Source organism: Sulfuriferula plumbiphila, from assembly GCF_009938015.1.
In the GTDB taxonomy this organism is placed as follows: domain Bacteria; phylum Pseudomonadota; class Gammaproteobacteria; order Burkholderiales; family Sulfuriferulaceae; genus Sulfuriferula; species Sulfuriferula plumbiphila.
In genome coordinates this window covers 2056914-2076794 of sequence record NZ_AP021884.1, presented here as the reverse complement: position 1 = coordinate 2076794, position 19881 = coordinate 2056914, and the positions used below count along the sequence as shown (strand labels likewise).

Here is a 19881-nt window from a genome sequence, read left to right as displayed (position 1 = left end):
GCAAGAAGATCAGCGTGCTTCGGCTATGCGCCTGGCAATATGCGCCAGCGCTGCGTCGACCTGATCGATCAGGAGCAGGCACAAGTCGCCCGGTGTGAGGCGTGCCAGTGCGCTATCGATGGCGGGAAACTCGCCGTTGATTGCGTCGATGGTGGTGGCGCGTTTCGCTTCGGCCAGGCCTTCGCGCAGCAGCGCCAGCACTTCACCGTCGGCGCGCCCGCGCTGGCACTGGTCCTGGTACAGGATCACTGCGTCGAAGGCGCCGCCCAGGATCCGGGTCTGCAGCCGGATATCGTCGTCGCGCCGGTCGCCGGCGCCGCTGATGACCACCAGGCGGCGTTTTGCCGGCATGGTTTCAATCGCATTGACAAGTGCCAGCATGGCGTCGGGGTTGTGGCCATAGTCGGCGATCAGGGTCGCGCCGCGATAGCTGAAGACGTTGAATCGTCCCGGTGCGGTGGCGGCGTCGTTGATGAAGCTGCCAAGCCCGGCGCGGATGGTCTCCCAAGCGAGGCCCAGACCCCAGGCGGCAGCCATGGCAGCCATCGCATTCTCGATCTGGAAACCGATGCTGCCATTGCGGGTGAGGGGAATCTCGGCAAGGGGAATCCGGTATTCAAAGCGGCCTTCCGCCGCGACGATCGCGTCCCCGTTGACGAATACCGCACGGTGACCTTGCGCGCGCTGGGTGGCGATCACGGGATGAAGCCATTCACGTGCGAAAAATATGATCGAGCCGGGGCAGTGGGCGGCCATCTGCACCACCATCGGGTCGGCTGCGTTGAGCACGGCGGTACCGTCCGGCGCGACATTCTGGACGATGACACGCTTGACCACAGCCAGGTCTTCCACCGTGGTGATGTAGTTGAGGCCGAGATGATCGCCCATGCCGATATTCGTCACCACCGCGACATCGCAGTGGTCGAACGCCAGCCCCTCGCGCAGTATGCCGCCGCGCGCGGTTTCGAACACCGCTGCATCGACGTCGGGATGAAGCAACACGTTGCGGGCGCTTTTCGGCCCACTGCAGTCTCCGGTGTCGATGCGCCGCTGCCCGATGTAGACGCCGTCGGAGTTGGTCATGCCCACGCGTTTGCCGCTGAGGGTGAGTATGTGGGCAATCAGGCGCACCGTGGTGGTCTTGCCGTTGGTTCCGGCCACGGCCACCAGCGGGATGCGGCCGTTATCGCCGTCGGCGAACATCGCCGAGATGATGGCCTCGCCGACCGGACGTCCCTTGCCGAAAGAAGGGTTGAGGTGCATGCGCAGGCCGGGCGCGGCGTTGGCTTCGACGACACCGCCGCCCTGTTCTTCAAGGGGCTTATGCACGGTTTCGCAGACGATGTCCACGCCGCAGATGTCGAGCCCGATCATCTGCGCGGCTTCCACGGCACGGGCCGCCACTTCCGGATGCACGTCGTCGGTCACATCGGTGGCGGTACCGCCGGTGCTCAGGTTGGCATTGTTGCGCAGAATGACGCGCGCGCCCTTGGGGGGGACCGAATCGGCGCTCAGGCCTTGTACGGCCAGGCGTGCCATGGCGATGTCGTCGAGCTGGATCCTGGTCAGCGAGGTCGCATGTCCTTCGCTGCGGCGCGGGTCGCTGTTGATCTGCTCCACGAGTTCACGCACGCTGTGGACGCCGTCGCCAATGGCATGGGGCGGCTCGCGCCGTGCTGCGGCAACCACGTGCTTTCCGACCACGAACAGACGGTGGTCATGGCCGGGAATGAAACGTTCCACCATCACCTCGGTGCTGATCTCGGATGCCGCTGCGTAGGCGATGTCGAGATGATCGCGGGTAACGATGTTCACGGTGACCCCCTTGCCCTGGTTACCGTCGCGCGGCTTGACCACCACCGGCAGTCCGATTTCGCACGCGGCTGCCCAGGCATCGTCTGCGGCTGATACGGAGCGGCCAACGGGCACCGGAACGCCGGCAGCCTGCAGCAGCTTTTTGGTGAGTTCCTTGTCCTGGGCGATCGATTCCGCAATGGCGCTGCTGTGATCGGTTTCGGCAGCCTGGATGCGGCGCTGACGGCTGCCCCAGCCGAACTGCACCAGGCTGCCGTCGGTCAGCCGCCGGTAGGGAATGCCGCGCGTGACCGCTGCCTGGACGATAGCGCCGGTGCTGGGCCCGAGGCGAATATCCTCATCAAGCTCACGCAGCCGGGCCAGGGCAGTGGCCAGATCGAAGGGCTGATCTTCTGCGGCAGCGTGACAGAGTGCCTCGGCGAGTTCGAAGGCGAGCCGCCCGACCGCTTCTTCCGTGTATTCGACCACCGCCTGATAGAGGCCGGATTCTACCGTTTGCGCGATATGCGTAAAGGTGACCGGGCAGCCGGCCTGTGCTTGCAGTCCAAGGGCGGCGAAGGCGAGGGCATGCGCAATCGAAATCTCGCTTTCACCACCAATGGACCGCAGCGCGCCGATTTCCGGGAAGCGTTCGCGCAGTCGCGATTCCAGGCCTGACATCCGGGTGACGTGGCACTCTTCGGCCGAGCATCTCACCAGTGCCTCGATGCTGGTGTGTTTGCTCCACAAGTTGGGGCCGCGCAGTGCGCGGATGCGTGTTACTTCCATGGGCCGGTGTTCCTTATGGTTTTTGTGGATGTTTTTCAACGTTGCTTAATGATCTCGTGTGGCGTGTCCGAAAAGCGGGTTAACGGGCTGATCCCTTTCAAAGGTCTCAATCCCGGCACATATCAATTCCGGGGAAATGTCGAGCGCCCAGGCTGCGCCAACCGCCGCCAGCAGGCTTGCTGTATGGTGGCCTGGCTGCCCCGGCCTGGTTAGCGGCAATGCCGACAGTTTGGCAAGATTGACTTCGTTCGGGCCGCTCGCCAGCATGATTTGCCCGTCACGCACGAATAGCGCACGGCCGCCTTTTCCCCGGTGTTCGGTGATGGCCGCCAGCTGCGGGTCGAGCCCGAAGAAGATCACTGCACCGTCACACAGGGGTGCCATTTTCACCACCAGTTCATCGTCGGCGTTGAGTACGGCCACGCCGTCGGGCAGCACCACGTCCATCTGCGTGCGCAATACGTTGTACAGCTGATCCGGCTCGCTGATGTAGAATTCGCCGAGCGTGTCGGCACCACTGACGTCGGTCACCACACCCACCTGACAACGGTCGTAGGCCAGTCCCTCGCGCAGGATGGCTGCTGCCGGATGTTCGAACACCGCGGCCTCAACTGCGCGGCTCATGAGCAGCCGCTGGCCGGCTTGCCAGGTGGCGCAATTGCCGCGCTCGACCTGGCGCCGGCCCATATACAGTCCGTCGCTGCAAGCGAGTCCCACGTAACGGCCGGAGAGGTGCAGCAGGGATGCCACCAGCCGGGCGACCAGCGTTGTGCCGTTGGCGCCGCTGACCCCGACGATAGGGATGCGGCCGCTCTCGGACTGCGGAATCAGGTGGTCAACGATGGCGCGGCCGACCGGACGCGGCTCGCCTTGCGCCGGCTTGAGGTGCATGAGCAGGCCGGGGCCGGCATTCACCTCGACGATTGCGCCGTGCTGTTCGTCGAGTGGGCGCGAAATGTCCGCGGCCACAACGTCAACTCCCGCCACATCCAGCCCGATCACCCGGGCGGCGAGGGAAACCATCGCGCAAACCTCCGGATGCACTGCGTCCGTCACATCGATGGCGACGTTGCCGTTGCGCTGGATCAATATTTCCTGGCTTGCTGCCGGTATCGACTCCGGGTTAAAACCCTGCCGTGTCAGCTCGAGGCGGATTGCCGGTTCCTCGTCGATCAGAATCCTGTTGAGGGGGTAGTCCTCGGTCGTGCCGCGGCGCGGATCGGAATTCAGCTGGCTGTCGATGAGCCCGACGATGGTCGAGCGGCCGTCGCCCTTCACCCATGCCGCTTCACCCCGCGCCGCCGCCACCACGCGGCCGCCCACCACCAGCAGCCGGTGTTCGTTGCCGGGTACATAGCGCTCGACGATCACTTTGCTGCTTTCCGCCCGTGCGACTGCATAGGCCGCTTCGACATGCGCCTGCGTCATCAGGTCGAGCGACACGCCGCGGCCGTGATTGGCGTCGACCGGCTTGACCACCACCGGCAGGCCGATCTCCCCGGCGGCTTCCCAGGCGTCTTGTGCACTGTCGACGATGCGCCCTTCGGGTACCGGTATGCCACAGGAGTGCAACAGGCTTTTGGTCAGATCCTTGTCGCTCGCGATCGCCTCGGCGATGGCAGCGGTCTGGTCGGTTTCGGCGGTCCAGATACGGCGCTGATGTGCAGCGTAGCCCAGTTGTACGAGATTGCCGTCGGTCAGGCGGATAAACGGAATGTGGCGCTCGCTGGCCGCGTCGACGATGCAGGCGGTGCTGGGGCCAAGGCAGAGATTGTCGGTGAGGGCGCGTAATTGTTCTGCCGTGGCTGCCACGTCGAAAGGGCGGTCTTCGATGGCCGCCATCAGCAAGTCGCGTCCGGCGTGCAGGCAGGCGCGACCCACCTGTTCGTTGCGCGTGCGCACGGCGACTTTGTACACGCCGCGTACCGATGTTTCGCGCGCCTTGCCGAAGCCGACTTTCATTCCGGCCAGGTTCTGCAGTTCCAGCGTGACATGCTCCAGAATGTGGGCCGGCCAGGTGCCTTCGCGCAGACGTTGCAGGAAGCCGCCGCGTTCGCCCACGCCGCAGCGGTGTTCGATCAGGCCGGGCAGCCACGCCGTCAGCCGTTCGTAGAAACCGGGAATGGTGTTGGAAGGGGAGTCTTCCAGGCCGCCGATGTCGACCCATGCCTCCAGTACCGGGCGATAGGTCCAGATATTCGGGCCGGACAGATGCATTATGCGAAGGAACTGAATGTTTTTGTTTTTCATGTCCGGGTAGCATGGCAGGGCTCAGGCGCATATCTGCGTGAGCCTGCCTGTTTGTTCTCTGGGCTAGGATATAATTTATGGTTTTCAGCGCTGCCCAGGCAAGCTGCAAGGTCATCGCCGCGGCTTGGGTTTGTTCTGAGGCGCCTTATTAACAGTTTAAACGTTTATTGCGTTTTTCTCGACGAAACATGCCGCTAACAGTGCGGCTTCGAGAGGTGCACACAGCGCCAGCAAAGAGGGCAGGCCAAAAAATCAAGCCCCGTTTTCCCTGCCTTCATTCCAGGCGCTGACCTTACAACCGCGATTAACGTGCCAGTGTACTTTTACGATGACAAGCCGATCCCTGACCGCAACTTCCGCGCATCCCATGCTGCCCGATTTCTGGCGCAGTGATATTGCGTCCACGCTGGCCGACAAGGAAGACATTCTGGCGTGGGTGGAGCTTGATCTCGATACCCTCCTCCAGTTTTCGCATGGTCTGGTGGCCGTCACCAACCAGCGGGTTTTGGCCAAGTCGGCCGACGCGGGCGCCTGGCATGGCTGGACTTTTCGAGACGGGCTGACCCTCTCGCATCATGATCATGCCGGCGTCGGCACACTCGAGCTGCGTGATGATCAGGCGCGTCTGGCCTGCTGGCGCTACACGCTCGGGCGCAACGTGGCGGCGCTGCACCTGATCGGCGAGTTCGAACGGCAGCTTGCCAGCCATGTGACCGGTCAGCCGGTTGCGCGCGAGGCCGTGGCGGTTTGTCCCAACTGCAAGGCAACACTTGAGCCGGGTCAGGATGAGTGCGCCATCTGTGCCAGAGAAACGCATGTACCGCCCTCGACATGGACGCTTTTCCGGCTGTGGCGTTTTGCCAGACCCTACCGCAAGCCGCTGCTTGCCGGTTTCCTGCTGACCCTCGCGTCCACCGCAGCCACGCTGGTGCCGCCTTATCTCACCATGCCGTTGATGGACAATGTGCTGATTCCTTACCAGAACGGCACGCGCATCGATGGGCACCTGGTCGCGCTCTACCTTGCCGGGCTGTTCGGCTCCGCACTGCTCGCCTGGGGCCTGGGCTGGGCGCGCACCTACATCCTGGCACGGGTAAGCGAACGCATCGGCGCCGATCTGCGCACCACGACCTACGAACACCTGATGCAACTCTCGCTGGAGTACTTCGGCGCCAAGCGTACCGGCGACCTGATGGCACGCATCGGTTCCGAGACCGATCGCATCTGCGTGTTCCTGTCGCTGCATCTGCTGGATTTCGCCACCGACATCCTGATGATCATCATGACCACGGCGATTCTGGTTTCGATCAATCCGTGGCTGGCGCTGGTGACGCTGCTGCCGTTGCCGTTCATTGCGTGGATGATCCATGTGGTGCGCGACAGGCTGCGCACCGGTTTCGAGAAAATCGACCGGGTGTGGTCGGAAGTCACCAACATCCTCGCCGACACCATCCCCGGCATACGCGTGGTCAAGGCATTTGCCCAGGAGCGGCGCGAGGCGGTGCGGTTTCGCGAGGCCAACAGGCACAACCTGGCGGTCAACGACCGTATCAACAGGATCTGGTCGCTGTTCTCGCCCACCGTGACGCTGCTCACCGAAGTGGGATTGCTGGTGGTGTGGGCGTTCGGTATCTGGCAGGTTTCGCGCAACCAGATCACGGTGGGTGTGCTGACCGCTTTTCTGGCCTATATCAGCCGCTTCTACACCCGGCTCGACGGCATGAGCCGCATCGTGTCGGTGACGCAGAAAGCCGCCGCCGGGGCCAAGCGTATTTTCGATATCCTCGATCACGTATCCAGCGTTCCCGAGCCGACCCGGCCGGTGCACCTGGCGCAGGTGGCGGGCAGAATCGAGCTGCATGACGTGGGCTTCCGCTATGGCAACCGCGCGGTGATCCGCGGCATCAATCTCGCCATCGCGCCCGGCGAAATGATCGGGCTGGTGGGCCACAGCGGGTCGGGCAAGAGCACGCTGGTCAACCTGATCTGCCGTTTCTATGATGTGACCGAGGGCGCGATTCGCCTGGAAGGCGTGGATATCCGCTCGCTCCCGGTATCCGAATTCCGGCGCAACATCGGCCTGGTGCTGCAGGAGCCTTTCCTGTTCTTCGGCACCATTGCCGAGAATATCGCCTACGGCAAACCGGATGCGACACGCGACCAGATCATTGCCGCAGCGCGCGCTGCCCATGCGCACGAATTCATCCTGCGGCTGCCGCAAGGCTACGATTCCCTGGTCGGCGAGCGCGGCCACGGGCTGTCCGGCGGCGAGCGCCAGCGCATCTCGATTGCCCGGGCATTGCTCATCGACCCGCGCATTCTCATCCTCGACGAAGCCACTTCCTCGGTGGATACCGAAACCGAAAAGGAAATCCAGAAGGCGCTGGACAACCTGGTGCGCGGGCGCACCACCATCGCCATTGCCCACCGCCTCTCCACCCTGCGCCGCGCCGACCGGCTGGTGGTGATGGATCGCGGCCAGATTGTCGAAGTGGGCAAACACGAAGACCTGATGGCGCGCGAAGGCGCCTACTATCGCCTGTATCAGGCCCAGGCACGCAACGTGGATACCGACCTGGACGATGTGGATATCGTGGATATAGATAACGCTACCGTAGCGAATGCCGGATTGTCCAAGTCATGACCGCAGCCGGAACCAACCATGTTTGATTTCAAAGTAAGCCGCAACCCCTTCGGTCAGCTGGTTCTCGCCGCGCCCGACGGCAAGGTTCACGCAAACGTGGTGCCGGTGCGCGCCTTTCCCATCGCCGCGCCCCAGGAAGGCATCGCCTTGCTGAGCGCGGATGGCCACGAACTGATGTGGATCGCGCGCCTGACTGACTTGCCCGAGGATGCACGCGCCTTGGTGGAGGAGGAACTGGCGAGCCGCGAGTTCGTGCCCGAGATTCGACGGCTGCGTCATGTTTCCAGCTTCGCCACGCCGACCACCTGGGAAGTGGAAACAGACCGTGGCGACACCAGCTTCGTGCTGAAAGGGGAGGATGATATCCGCCGGCTGGGTGCGTCCAGCCTGCTGATCGCCGACAGCCACGGCATCCAGTTCCTGATTCGCGACCTGGACGCGCTGGACAAGACCAGCCGCAAGCTGCTGGATCGGTTTCTCTGACAGGCTGCGCAAAGCACCTTTTTTCCTTCACGGAGGGGAGGGCTGGGAATAAGCGGCCAGGAAATACAGGATACAAGACGTGACCGCAGGTGTACGTGCCAACATTCGCGGACGTCCATTCCTGCTACACCTCGCGAAGCGAGAACGCTGGACAGATGGCCCCTTTATGGGGTCGTCTGCGCCAGTGTTGTAGCTCCCTCTCTCACCCCGGATGAACTACAATATCAAAGCGCCGGATGCAGCCAGACCCATCATTGTAGCTCCCAAACCAATGAAAAAGGGCGCCGCAGCGCCCCTTTCATTTCATTCTGCGCGCTGATTACATCGCCAGCCACAACTCGTTCAGCCGCCGCACAAAAGCTGCCGGATCTTCCAGTTGGCCGCCTTCTGCCAGCAGCGCCTGGTCGAACAGGATGGCGCTCCAGTCGCTGAATTTAGCGCTGTCGGTCTGGTCCTTGAGGCGCTGCACCAGGGCATGCTTGGGGTTGATTTCCAGGATCGGCCTGCTGCCCGGCACGTTCTGCCCTGCGGCCTTGAGCAGGCGTTCCAGATTGGCGCCCATGTCGTACTCGCCCGCCACCAGGCAGGCCGGGGATGTCGTCAGGCGGTGCGAGATGCGCACTTCCTTGACCTGCTCGCCCAGCGCTTCCTTGATCCTGGCGGTGAGGTCCTTGAAAGCGTCGGCTTCCTGCGCCTGTTCCTTCTTCTCTTCCTCGTCTGCCAGCTTGCCCAGGTCGAGGTCGCCCTTGGCCACGGATTGCAGTTTCTTGCCCTCGAACTCGGTAAGGTGGGAAACCATCCACTCGTCCACGCGATCGGCGAGCAACAGCACTTCCACGCCCTTGGCGCGGAAAATCTCCAGGTGCGGGCTGTTCCTGGCTGCGGCGAAGCTGTCGGCGGTGACGAAATAAATCTTGTCCTGTCCTTCCTTCATGCGGCTGACGTAGTCGGCCAGCGAGACGGTTTGCTCCTCGCTGTCGCTGTGTGTGGAGGAGAAGCGGATCAGCCTGGCGATGCGCTCCCTGTTGGCGAAATCCTCGCCCACGCCTTCCTTGATGACGCGGCCGAATTCCTTCCAGAAAACGGCGTATTTTTCCGGCTGGTTTTGTGCCAGGTCTTCCAGCATGCCGAGTACCTTCTTCACCGAGCCGCCGCGAATGGCGTCGATGTCCTTGCTCTCCTGCAGGATTTCGCGCGACACGTTGAGCGGCAGGTCGTTGGAGTCGATCACGCCGCGCACGAAGCGCAGGTAGGCAGGCATCAGCTGCTTGGCGTCATCCATGATGAACACGCGGCGCACATAGAGCTTGATGCCGTGGCGCTGCTCGCGGTCCCACAGATCGAACGGGGCGTGCGCGGGGATATACAGCAACTGGGTGTATTCCTGCTTGCCTTCCACCCTGGCGTGGATATAGGCCAGCGGGGCTTCATGATCGTGGGCCACATGCTTGTAGAATTCTTCGTACTGCTCCGGCGTGATCTCGTTCTTGGGGCGGGCCCACAGGGCGGAGGCCTGATTGACGGCTTCTTCCTCGTCCCTGACCACGGTTTCCTTTTTCTCCGCATCCCACTCTTCCTTTTTCATCAGGATGGGCAGGGTGATGTGGTCGGAATATTTGCGGATGATGGATTTGAGCTGATAGCTGGAGAGCAGCGCGTCCTCGCCCTCGCGCAGATGCAGGATGACGTCGGTGCCGCGCCCCGGTTTTTCCACGGTTTCCAGCGTGTAGTCGCCTTCGCCCGCCGACTCCCACAGCACCGCATGCTCGGCGCCCAGCCCGGCGCGGCGCGTGATCAGGGTTACCTTGTCGGCGACGAGGAAGGCGGAATAGAAGCCCACGCCGAACTGGCCGATCAGGTGCGTGTCTTTGGCCTGGTCGCCGGATAACGCTTCAAAGAACTGGCGCGTGCCGGATTTGGCAATGGTGCCGATATGCTCGATCACTTCCTGGCGGTTCATGCCGATGCCGTTGTCGGAAATAGTGATGGTACGGGCATCCTTGTCGAAAGCGATACGGATCTTGAGTTCGGGGTCGTTTTCCCACAATGCATCGTCCGACAGCGCTTCGAAGCGCAGCTTGTCGGCTGCGTCGGAGGCATTGGAAATCAGTTCGCGCAGGAAAATTTCCTTGTTGCTGTACAGCGAATGGATCATCAGATTCAACAGCTGCTTAACTTCAGCCTGGAAGCCCAGGGTTTCCTTGTGTGCTTCTACGGTCATGGTATGGGTCTCCGGAATTAACGGGGGCAAAAACTGGTGAATAAATTGGGGTGGGTGAAAGTTTTTCAAGAGGAAGAGGCTGGACGGACTGGTTTGCAACGATCATTCGGCAGGCAAATATCCATCTACTGATTTATGCTTGTGCGCATTCTTGTTAGTCTATAGCGCATCCTGTAAAACCACACACGACAACACACTCCATGGCAAAACAGAATTACGACGAATCTTCCATCCGCGTGCTGCGCAAGCTGGAACCGATCCAGTTGCGGCCCGGCATGTATACACGCACCAATGATCCGACGCACATCGTCGTCGAGGCCATCGACAATGCGGTGGATGAGGCGATGGCAGGCTACGCGAGAAATATCGAAGTCACCCTGCATCGCGACGCCTCGGTGTCGGTCAGGGATGACGGGCGCGGTATCCCGACCGGTATCCATCCCGAAGAAAAAGTGCCGACGGTGCAGGTGGTCTTTACCGTCATCCATTCCGGCGGGAAGTTCGCCAAGGGGGATGCGGACAGCAGCTACAAATTCACCGGCGGCCTGCATGGCGTGGGGGTCTCGGTCACCAATGCGCTGTCCTCGCGGCTGGAAGTCGAGGTCAGGCGCGCGGGCAAACTGCAGCGCATGAGTTTTGCGGAAGGCGAAGTGATCGAGCCCCTGTCCATCACCGGCAATTGCGCGGCTAAAGACACCGGCACCGCAATACGCATCTGGCCGAACCCCAAGTATTTCGATTCCCCGAGCGTTTCCCGCAGCGAGCTGGAACACCTGCTGCGCGCCAAGGCCATGCTGCTGCCCGGGGTGCGGGTCACGCTCAACATCGAAACCGCGTCCGGCCAGGACGTGAAGGAATGGCATTTCGAACGCGGCATGGCGCAGTACCTCGACCAGATGATTGCGGAAGACGAGCCTATCGCACCGGCGTTTTGCGGCGAGCGCTATCTGACCGGCAACGATTCCTTTGCCAGTGGCGAGGGGGTGCAATGGGCGCTGGCGTGGGTGTCGGGGTCGGGCGGCGGGGAATCCTACGTCAACCTCATTCCCACGCTGGGCGGCGGCACGCATGAGGCCGGCCTGCGCGACACCGTGTTCAACAGCGTGCGCATTTTTGCCGAACAGCACGGGTTGATGCAGCGCAACGTGAAGCTCGCTGCCGATGACGTGTGGGCCAGGCTGCGCTTTGTGCTGGCGGTGAGGATGGTCGACCCGAGTTTTGCCGGGCAGACCAAGGAGAAGCTGTCCTCGCGCGAGGCGGTCAAGCTGGTCGGTGCGGCCATCAAGGACACTTTCGATCTGTGGCTCAACGAGCACGTGGCGGAGGCCACCCGCATTGCCGAGCAGGCGATCCGGCTGGCGGTGGCGCGCACCAGGTCGTCGAAGGCGGTGGAGCGGCGCAAGAGTTCGGGTGTGGCGGTATTGCCGGGAAAACTGAGCGACGCGGAATCCTCCGACAACCGCATCACCGAACTGTTTCTGGTGGAGGGCGATTCCGCGGGGGGATCGGCCAAGGCCGGCCGCGACAAGGAGATACAGGCGGTGCTGCCATTGCGCGGCAAGGGCATGAACAGCTGGGAAGTGGAGCGCTCGCAGATACTCGCCAACCAGGAAATCCACAACATCGCCGTATCGCTTGCCATTGACCCGCATACCCTGGACAGCGCGCTGGACATGAACGAACTGCGCTACGGAAAAGTGATCATCCTGGCCGATGCCGATGATGACGGCGAGCACATCAAGGCGCTGCTGCTGACGCTGTTTTTCCGTCACTTCCCGCAGCTGATCACCCATGGTCATATCTACATTGCCCAGCCGCCGCTGTTTCGCGTGGACGTACCCGCGCAGGGCAAAGGCAAGCCGCCGCGCAAGCTGTATGCGCTGGACGAGGCAGAGCTGACCGTGCTGGAAGCGCGCTTGCGCCAGGAAGGCGTCAGGGAAGGCGCATGGCAGGTATCGCGCTTCAAGGGCCTGGGCGAGATGGACGCGATCCAGTTGTGGGAAACCACGCTGTGCCCGGACACGCGCAGACTGGTGCGGGTCGAGGTGGGGGACGATCTGCACGGCACCATCGGCATGTTCGACAACTTGATGGGCAAGGCCAATGCCGCGTATCGCAAGGAGCAAATTTCTGCGCACGGCAATGAAGTCGAGGCGGATATTTAACGGGGAAGGCAAAAGGCAAAAGGCAAGGACTCCACTAAGCTTGAGTTTTATCTTTCCCAGCGCTCTTCATGGCGCGTGCTTTATTCGAGCTGTAAATCAGGACTTAACATGAACAAACCAACAGATTTATTTTCCGGGATGAGTGATTTACCGGCAGCCTCCGCGGGCGGCGGTAACGGCGATCAGCCGCCGCCAGCATCCGCGGCGCCGCCGGAAGACGGTGATGAACGTTTCCTGCTCGGTGAATATACCCATCAGGTTTACCTGCGCTATGCGATCAGCGTGGTGAAGGGGCGCGCTTTGCCGGCGGTGTCGGACGGCGAAAAACCGGTGCAGCGCCGGATCCTGTTTGCCATGCATCAGCTGGGTCTGACGCCCGGTGCCAAGCCGGTGAAATCGGCGCGCGTGGTCGGCGATGTGATCGGCAAATATCACCCGCACGGCGATTCCGCCTCGTATGAAGCCATGGTGCGCATGGCGCAGGATTTTGTGCTGCGCTACCCGCTGGTCGACGGGCAGGGGAATTTCGGCTCGCGCGATGGCGACTCCGCAGCCGCCATGCGCTACACCGAAGTGCGGCTGACCAAATATGCCGAGCTGCTGCTGTCCGAGGTCAGCGCAGGCACGGTGGATTTCCGCCCCAATTACGACGGCTCCGAGCAGGAGCCGGTGGACTTGCCGGCGCGCCTGCCGTTCCTGCTGCTCAATGGCGCATCCGGCATCGCGGTGGGGATGGCGACCGAATGCCTGCCGCACAACATGCGCGAAGTGGGTGCCGCGGCGGTGGCCTTGTTGCGCGACCCGGCCATCGGCGTGGACGGCGTGCTGGCGCATATTCAGGGGCCGGATTTCCCGGGCGGCGGTCACATCATCTCCAGCCCGAAGGACATCCGCGACGCCTATGTCACCGGCCGCGGCAGTCTGCGTGTGCGTGCGCGCTGGACCATCGAGCAGCAGGCACGGGGCCAGTGGCGCATGGTGATTCATGAGCTGCCGCATGGTGTGTCGGTGAAGAAAGTGCTGGAGGAAATCGGCGAATACACCGACCCGCAGGTGAAGGCAGGCAAGAAAGACCTGACGCCGGAGCAGAAGGCGATGAAGCAATTGTTCCTCGATGCGCTGGAAACGGTGCGCGACGAGTCCGGCAAGGACGCCAGCGTGCGCATTGTGCTGGAGCCGCGTTCCTCGCGCATGCCGCTGGAGCAGTTCATCGCGCTACTGCTGACCCATACCAGCCTGGAGACGACGGTATCCGTCAACATGGTGGCGATCGGGCTGGATGGCAGGCCGGGCCAGAAGAACATCCTCGAACTGTTGTCCGAATGGATCGCGTTCCGTTATACCACCGTCACGCGCAGGAGCCAGACCCGGCTGGCCCAGGTGCAAAAGCGCCTGCACATCCTCGAAGGACGGATGGCGGTGCTGCTCAACATCGATGAAGTCATCCGCGTGATCCGCGAGTCGGACGATCCGAAAAGCGATTTGATCGTGCATTTCAAACTGAGCGAAATCCAGGCCGAGGACATTCTGGAAATACGCTTGCGGCAACTGGCGCGCCTGGAGTCCATCCGCATCGAGAATGAGATAGGCGAACTGAGGACGGAAGAAGACGGCCTGAACCAGGTGCTGGGCAGCCGCAAGGCGATGCGCGACCTGATCGTGGCCGAGATTAAGGCCGATGTGAAGAAATTCGGCGACGCACGGCGCACACTGATCGAGGCGGCGGAGCGGATTACTGCCAGGACGGTTGCCGTTCCCGACGAAGCCTGCACGGTGATCCTGTCGAAGAACGGCTGGATCAGGCAGCGCAGCGGCCATGACGCCGACGCCGCCACCCTGTCCTTCAAGGACGGCGATGGCCTGCTTACGCTCCGCAGGACGCGCACGGTGCATCCGGTGGTGCTGATAGACAGCGGCGGACGCGCTTACACGGTGGCCTCGTCGGATATTCCGGGCGGCCGCAGCGATGGCGTGCCGCTGGCTTCCCTGCTGGGTCTGCCGGCCAAGGCGAAGATTGTCGCCATGTGTGCGGCAGCGCCTGATACCCGATACCTGTTCAGCACCTCTGCCGGTTACGGCTTCATCGCCGTACTCAAGGATCTGGTGTCGCGGCAAAGAGCCGGCAAGGCATTCATGAACATTGGCGCGAAGGATGTCCTGTTGCCACCGGTTGAAGTCGGCGCCGGCGCGCTCATCGTCGCCCTGGGCAGCAACGGCAAGCTGCTTGCATTCCCGGTCAGCGAAATGAAACTGCTGGCGGGCGGCAAAGGGGTGATTGTGCTGGGCGTGGGGGAAGGGGAGGCCATGTTGTCCGCCACCGCGGTGCGGGAAGGCGGTACGGTGAAAATCCTGGGCCAGGGCAGGGGCGGCAAGCGCGCGGAGCTGGTGCTGGGCTGGAACGCATTGCAGGATTATGTCCTCCACCGCGCCCGCAAGGGCGTGCTGGTGCCGGTGAAATTCAAAGTGGAATCGGTGGCTGCTGAATGACCGCGGCGCAGTCCGCAGGAGCTACTCGGCCATGCGGGAGCGCGCAAGAAAAAGGGCCAACCGAAAATGGTTGGCCTTGAGATGCGGGTGGCGGATATGTGACGCAGCCAGAAACGGGCTGCCGGGTTTGTGGGTAATGCAGCGGGCTGCTGAGGAATTGTGCAGGTGCGAGGGCGCTGGCTTGTTCTCTGGGTAACAGGGTATCTGGCCTGCTTACGAGAGCGCCGCAAGCGCCGCCTCGACCCAGCCGAAGCCGATTCTTTCCTGCTCCAGGCGCAGGCTTTTGCCCAGGCGGTTGTCCCGTCAATCATCGTACAGTGCTCGCTCGTCGCGGTTCAATCTGGGCAAATCTCGCAGCGCCAGGGCCTTGGCCTCGATGCCGTGCAGGATATCCATGATTCTGCGGTTCTCCAGCCAGGCCTGGTCGTCCAGAAAGCGTCGTAACTGTTGCGAGATCTGGGCCACCGTACGCTGGGTGTGTTCGCCCGCCTCCAGCCAGTCGTAGTGGACGCGGCGGGTGCGGGTGTCGGGTTTGAGCTCGGCCACCGGCGGCAGCTGCAGTACCCGTTCCAACAGCTGCGACAACTCCTCCTGCCGACTCCGACTTTGGTCGGAGTCGGCAATCGCATCACTCTCGCCCATGATCTGTTCCAGCAGCGCGCCCTTGGCCCCATCCCACAGCGCAATGCGCTCGCGCACGCGCCGATCCAGCCCACGAAAATTGTACTCCACCTCGCGAAAGTCGGTGAGCAGCTTGCGCGCCAGTGCCATGAACTGCTGAAAGCGGTCTTTCAGCGCTGTGGCATCCAGCAAGGGAATGCCGCCGCTCAGTACCTGGGCGATCTCGGTGTCGATCTCGTCGCGGCGCTTGTGCAACTTGGCAATACGGGCCTGCGGGTCAGTCTCGGAGCCTGCGCCCATCTGCTTGAACAACTCGAACAGGGTCAATAGCCGCGATTCCGTGCCCACGAAGGCCCGCTCAGACAGCGTACCGAGCCAGGCAATCGCCTTCTCGGTGGACGGGGTCAAATCGAATCCGAACCCTGGCGGTAGAACTTGCGCAGCCAGCCCTTGTCGTTGGCGGCCCAGTCATTGAGGTAATCGAGCGCAGGCTTGGGGAAAGCCTTGGAACCCAGCCGCTCGCGTAGACCGAACAACTCATCCTCCAGCGCCTCGGCCAAATCCGCCTGCGCCATCATCCGCACATTGGGAGCGATGAAAACCCGGTGCAGAAAGCTCGCGATCAGCGGTGCGGAATCGGCCATCAGCAAGCGCCAGGCTGGGTGCCGACGGCGCAGGGTGTCGAGGGTGGCGTAGTCGAGGCTCATGCCGGGCGGGCTGGTTTGCAGTTCGGCGGGCAGCGCATCCACCAACTGGTAGCGTAACACGCAAATATCGGCGCGTTTTTTCTCACGACCATCCGTTCGCCGCTTTCGTGAATCAGTCCCAGCGCGTCACGGCAGCCTGCGACCCCCTGCCTGGAGCGGCTCCTGGAGGCGGCATCCTTGAGCGCCAGGGATTTGAGGCGACTTGCTGCCACCACCACGCCTTCGAGGCGGTTGGACGATTCGGTGGACTCAACAACCGCGATTTGCCGAAGGTCGCCCAGCACTTCAGGCGACTGGGCGCCGTACAGTCGCTGCTTGCCCCGGTACTCGCCCAGGGCGCGCAGCGTCACCAGTTGCCGTGTGTCGAAGCGCAGTCTGGCAAGGTGCCCGGGCGCCAGTGAGTGCATGGCGCGCCTGGGTCGTTAAAATGAGGTAATTGTAAAGATCATTGGGGCATCGAACCACACCATTACCCCTTTTATTCGCCTGTTGTCCCATTTCCCGGTGATGGACAGCATGGCTTGTCCATGGGTTGAATTTTGGCTCGCAGTGGAACCATTCCGCTGTTCCAGGCCCTATAGTGGGGTATGGGTGTGACATGGGTGCAACAGAATGGTCAGAAACCTGATGCTTCAGCTATATCGTGCCACTTCTTTCAGCAATTCAATAACGTGAGTATTTCTAATGAAATGGTTCTTTAAAACTTTCTTCAAGACGCTGCGAATCGTGATGACTCCATTCATGCTGCTTTGGGAAATGGTGACCACGCCAAAGGGTGTCGTGCGGCAACCGCAAGCGCAACGGCTAGTCGACCAGCAATGCCAAAATCTGGCGCTCTATCAATTCAAGACCTGTCCCTTCTGCATCAAGGTCCGGCGCGAGCTTAGCCGCTTATCGCTTGATATCGCGCTACTGGATGCGCAAAAACAGCCACAAAACCGCGAAGCATTATTGCAGGGTGGTGGGCGAATCAAGGTGCCTTGTTTGAAAATTACGGATGAACAGGGGAATATTCAGTGGATGTATGAGTCTTCCGACATCATCCAATATCTGCATGGGCGTTTTGCCTGAAGTTTCTTCTATTTATCAACCTGGATGTTTCCTGCTTCCTTTCCGGCAGGTAGCTGGATCGCTGAAACATCCGGATTGATATTGTGGGCAGCTATAGGAGTTCAACCGAGCAGTGCTCGTCTAGTTGAACCCGTGGGATTCTCATCCTGCCTGCTTTTGACCGGCCTGGTTCGCCTTCACTGCGGTGAATAACGGTGATCATCACCGCACCATCTGCGGCGAATAACTTGCACTTGCGAAGAATGCGCTTCATAATCTCCGCATGAATAGCGGCGATTACACTTATATCTGGCAGGCCGGCGACTGGCCGAGCTGGCACTATGACCTGGCAGCGCTGGCTGGCCCGCTGGCCGAGGTCAGCCGTGCCCAAGGGTTGCTGCTCGGTCGTCTGGCCGATGTCGGCATGGCGTTGCGCGATCAGGCCAGCCTGGCGGCGCTCACCGAGGATGTGGTCAAGACCAGCGAGATCGAAGGCGAACAGCTCAATGTAGAGTCCGTGCGTTCGTCCATCGCCCGTCGTCTGGGCGTGGACATCGGCGCACTGGCCCCGGTGGACCGTCACGTCGAAGGCGTGGTCGAGATGGTGCTCGACGCCACGGCCAACAGCGATGCTCCGGTCACCCGGGAGCGGTTGTTCGGCTGGCACGCTGCGCTCTTTCCCACCGGCTACTCTGGCCTCGCCCGGATCAAGGTTGGCGGCTGGCGCGACGATGCCAGCGGCCCGATGCAGGTGGTGTCTGGCCCGATCGGCCGTCAGCGGGTGCATTTCGAAGCGCCGCCGGCCGATCGGCTAAAATCCGAAACAGATCGTTTTCTCGGCTGGGCCAATGAGGCGTCGAACGAGCCGCCGCTCATCAAGGCGGGACTCGCCCATTTGTGGTTCGTCACCTTGCATCCGTTCAACGACGGCAACGGCCGTATCGCCCGCGCCATCGGCGACCTGCTGCTGGCGCGCGCTGACGGCAGCCCGCAGCGTTTCTATAGTCTTTCGGCGCAGATCCAGCGGGAACGCAAGGCCTACTACGACATCCTGGAGCGTACCCAGAAAGGGGCGCTCGATGTCACCGTGTGGCTCGCCTGGTTCCTCGACACCCTGCATCGAGCCGTCAATCAGGCACAGCACACCCTCGATGCCGTGCTGGCCAAAGTGCGGTTCTGGCAACGCTGGGCCACCACGCCACTGAACGAGCGGCAAGTGAAGCTGCTCAATCGTTTGCTTGATGGCTTCGAAGGCAAGCTCACCAGCAGCAAGTGGGCGGCCATTGCCAGGTGCTCCCCGGACACCGCGCTGCGCGACATCAACGAATTGCTGGCACAGGGCGTGTTGCGGAAATCTGCGGCGGGCGGGCGCAGCACCAGCTACGAACTGAACGAGCAGCCAGCAGAGTAACCACCCTCCGGAAAGATGTGGCTCATTCGCCGGACAGCGCCTTCATGGACGCCTGCCAACTCATTCGGAAGGAGACCAGGATGGCAGTCATTCACCTCAACCAGAAGCAACTCGCCACCCGCTGGAATATCAGCGAGGCCACCCTCGAACGCTGGCGCTGCGAGGGGATCGGGCCCAAGTTCCTGAAGCTGTGCGGCCGCGTGCTCTGCCGCCAGGTCGACATCGAGGCCTACGAGGAGTCGTGCCTGGCGACGTCACAGCATGCTGGCCAATGATCCTCGAAAAAATCCTCTGGTCAATCCCGCGATATCGGGCAGCTCTCATCGCGAGCCCAATCCGCGAAGCTCAGGTAGTAGGCTCGTACGCCGGTGTAACCTGCGCGAACTGCGGCGACGGCGGCCAACGCGGCTCGTCCGCCGCCATCACAATGCGTGACGACGTGGTCGCCGGCTTGAAAACCGGCCTCGGTCAGCAGTTGCTGCAGCTCATGCGCCGGCCGAAGCCGCTGGCCGTCCAGCAACTGGCTATGGGCAAGATGACGAGCACCGGGAAGATGACCGCCCCGCGCATTCTTTCGTCGGTCACCGCCGTCAAACTCGGCCGCAGACCGGGCGTCGAAAATGCGCGTAGTTGATCCAAGCTCTGCCCGTAGGCCATCACGATCAAGCAGCCCCACCTTCCCGGACCCTGCTTGGGCTTGAAAGTTGTGTGCCTTGGACGCTAACGGCGAGCCTGTAGGCACCACAGCATGGTTCAACATGGCCGGCCAGCCGCCGTTCACAATGACCGCTTTCGCACCAAAGTACTGCAAAATAAACCATACGCGCGCCGCTTCGGTCATGCGCCCGTCGTCATAGACAACCGCCAGGACGGTGTTGTCAACACCGAGCGCGTTGATAGCGGTTTCCCAATAAGCGACATTGCCCAGGGATGTCTCGTCGGCCCTGGCTGCCGCTTCCCAATGCTCGATGGGCACGCGCACCGCGCTTGGCGCATGAGCCAGCTTGAACGCTGCGGAATCGCGCACGTCCAGCAGGACGGCGCTGCGCATAGTCGCGAGGTCAGAGGGTTCAATCACGGGGTCAGGCTGCATGGCTATCTCCCAAAGTAGATGAAGGGGAAGGGATGCCGGGTCTAGGCATCCTCGAATAATTCACGAAAAGGCGCTCTGGCCTTGATGCTGGCTGCGGCCAGGACAGCATGATCACCCGGTGTGATGACGTAGATTCGCCTTGAGGCGCGTGTTGCACAAAATTTAA

General features: G+C 62.0%; 12 protein-coding genes and 1 pseudogene. 7 read left to right on the top strand and 6 right to left on the bottom strand.

Annotated features, from left to right (window positions below):
- Positions 1-9 precede the first annotated feature (9 nt).
- A complete protein-coding gene (cphA, locus tag GZH91_RS10745; protein ID WP_147074847.1) occupies positions 10-2583 on the bottom strand; it encodes a cyanophycin synthetase in 2574 nt (857 codons plus the stop codon).
- Between the two features lie 45 nt (positions 2584-2628).
- Positions 2629-4833, bottom strand: coding sequence for a cyanophycin synthetase (locus GZH91_RS10740; protein ID WP_147074846.1), 2205 nt, complete (start codon positions 4831-4833; stop codon positions 2629-2631).
- Between the two features lie 367 nt (positions 4834-5200).
- On the opposite strand from GZH91_RS10740, the gene GZH91_RS10735 reads away from it, so the two are divergent.
- Both GZH91_RS10735 and GZH91_RS10730 read left to right on the top strand, forming a co-directional pair.
- Complete coding sequence (locus GZH91_RS10735) at positions 5201-7477, top strand: cyanophycin metabolism-associated ABC transporter (protein WP_223264639.1); 2277 nt, start codon at positions 5201-5203, stop codon at positions 7475-7477.
- 18 nt (positions 7478-7495) lie between these two features.
- Positions 7496-7960, top strand: a complete 465-nt coding sequence (locus tag GZH91_RS10730; RefSeq protein WP_147074844.1) for a cyanophycin metabolism-associated DUF1854 family protein — start codon at positions 7496-7498, stop codon at positions 7958-7960.
- 319 nt (positions 7961-8279) lie between these two features.
- On the opposite strand, the gene htpG is transcribed toward GZH91_RS10730, so the two are convergent.
- Positions 8280-10181 carry a molecular chaperone HtpG gene (gene htpG, locus GZH91_RS10725; protein ID WP_147074843.1) on the bottom strand — a complete coding sequence of 634 codons (1902 nt, stop codon included), beginning with the start codon at positions 10179-10181 and terminating at the stop codon, positions 8280-8282.
- A 200-nt stretch (positions 10182-10381) separates the two neighbouring features.
- On the opposite strand from htpG, the gene GZH91_RS10720 reads away from it, so the two are divergent.
- Both GZH91_RS10720 and parC read left to right on the top strand, forming a co-directional pair.
- The gene (locus GZH91_RS10720; RefSeq protein WP_147074842.1) at positions 10382-12346 is read left to right on the top strand and encodes a DNA topoisomerase IV subunit B; all 1965 of its coding nucleotides are present in this window, start codon (positions 10382-10384) and stop codon (positions 12344-12346) included.
- 108 nt (positions 12347-12454) lie between these two features.
- Positions 12455-14833: a DNA topoisomerase IV subunit A gene (gene parC / locus GZH91_RS10715; RefSeq protein ID WP_147074841.1), complete on the top strand. Its 2379-nt coding sequence runs from the start codon at positions 12455-12457 to the stop codon at positions 14831-14833.
- Positions 14834-15136: 303 nt separating this feature from the next.
- Here the strand turns inward: parC and GZH91_RS10710 are convergent.
- Positions 15137-16098, bottom strand: a pseudogene (locus GZH91_RS10710) (DUF3375 domain-containing protein).
- Positions 16099-16157: 59 nt separating this feature from the next.
- Complete coding sequence (locus GZH91_RS10705) at positions 16158-16568, bottom strand: Fic family protein (protein ID WP_223264638.1); 411 nt, start codon at positions 16566-16568, stop codon at positions 16158-16160.
- Between the two features lie 277 nt (positions 16569-16845).
- Here GZH91_RS10705 and GZH91_RS10700 point away from each other — a divergent pair, with 277 nt between their 5' ends.
- The 3 genes from GZH91_RS10700 to GZH91_RS10690 all read left to right on the top strand — a co-directional run bounded on the left by GZH91_RS10700 (position 16846) and on the right by GZH91_RS10690 (position 18897).
- Entirely contained in the window at positions 16846-17232 is a 387-nt protein-coding gene (locus GZH91_RS10700) for a glutathione S-transferase N-terminal domain-containing protein (RefSeq protein WP_147074840.1), read from the top strand.
- A gap of 262 nt (positions 17233-17494) precedes the next feature.
- Positions 17495-18622, top strand: coding sequence for a Fic family protein (locus tag GZH91_RS10695; RefSeq protein ID WP_147074839.1), 1128 nt, complete (start codon positions 17495-17497; stop codon positions 18620-18622).
- An 80-nt stretch (positions 18623-18702) separates the two neighbouring features.
- Positions 18703-18897, top strand: coding sequence for a helix-turn-helix transcriptional regulator (locus tag GZH91_RS10690; protein WP_147074838.1), 195 nt, complete (start codon positions 18703-18705; stop codon positions 18895-18897).
- Between the two features lie 20 nt (positions 18898-18917).
- On the opposite strand, the gene GZH91_RS10685 is transcribed toward GZH91_RS10690, so the two are convergent.
- Positions 18918-19715: a sulfurtransferase gene (locus GZH91_RS10685; protein WP_147074837.1), complete on the bottom strand. Its 798-nt coding sequence runs from the start codon at positions 19713-19715 to the stop codon at positions 18918-18920.
- Between the last annotated feature and the right edge of the window lie 166 nt (positions 19716-19881).

Bases quoted from the DNA above. Each gene is read 5' to 3' on its own strand.
- cphA (WP_147074847.1), bottom strand. From the start codon at position 2,583: ATGGAAGTAACACGCATCCGCGCACTGCGCGGCCCCAACTTGTGGAGC.
- GZH91_RS10740 (WP_147074846.1), bottom strand. From the start codon at position 4,833: ATGAAAAACAAAAACATTCAGTTCCTTCGCATAATGCATCTGTCCGGC.
- GZH91_RS10735 (WP_223264639.1), top strand. From the start codon at position 5,201: ATGCTGCCCGATTTCTGGCGCAGTGATATTGCGTCCACGCTGGCCGAC.
- GZH91_RS10730 (WP_147074844.1), top strand. From the start codon at position 7,496: ATGTTTGATTTCAAAGTAAGCCGCAACCCCTTCGGTCAGCTGGTTCTC.
- htpG (WP_147074843.1), bottom strand. From the start codon at position 10,181: ATGACCGTAGAAGCACACAAGGAAACCCTGGGCTTCCAGGCTGAAGTT.
- GZH91_RS10720 (WP_147074842.1), top strand. From the start codon at position 10,382: ATGGCAAAACAGAATTACGACGAATCTTCCATCCGCGTGCTGCGCAAG.
- parC (WP_147074841.1), top strand. From the start codon at position 12,455: ATGAACAAACCAACAGATTTATTTTCCGGGATGAGTGATTTACCGGCA.
- GZH91_RS10705 (WP_223264638.1), bottom strand. From the start codon at position 16,568: ATGCACTCACTGGCGCCCGGGCACCTTGCCAGACTGCGCTTCGACACA.
- GZH91_RS10700 (WP_147074840.1), top strand. From the start codon at position 16,846: ATGAAATGGTTCTTTAAAACTTTCTTCAAGACGCTGCGAATCGTGATG.
- GZH91_RS10695 (WP_147074839.1), top strand. From the start codon at position 17,495: ATGAATAGCGGCGATTACACTTATATCTGGCAGGCCGGCGACTGGCCG.
- GZH91_RS10690 (WP_147074838.1), top strand. From the start codon at position 18,703: ATGGCAGTCATTCACCTCAACCAGAAGCAACTCGCCACCCGCTGGAAT.
- GZH91_RS10685 (WP_147074837.1), bottom strand. From the start codon at position 19,715: ATGCAGCCTGACCCCGTGATTGAACCCTCTGACCTCGCGACTATGCGC.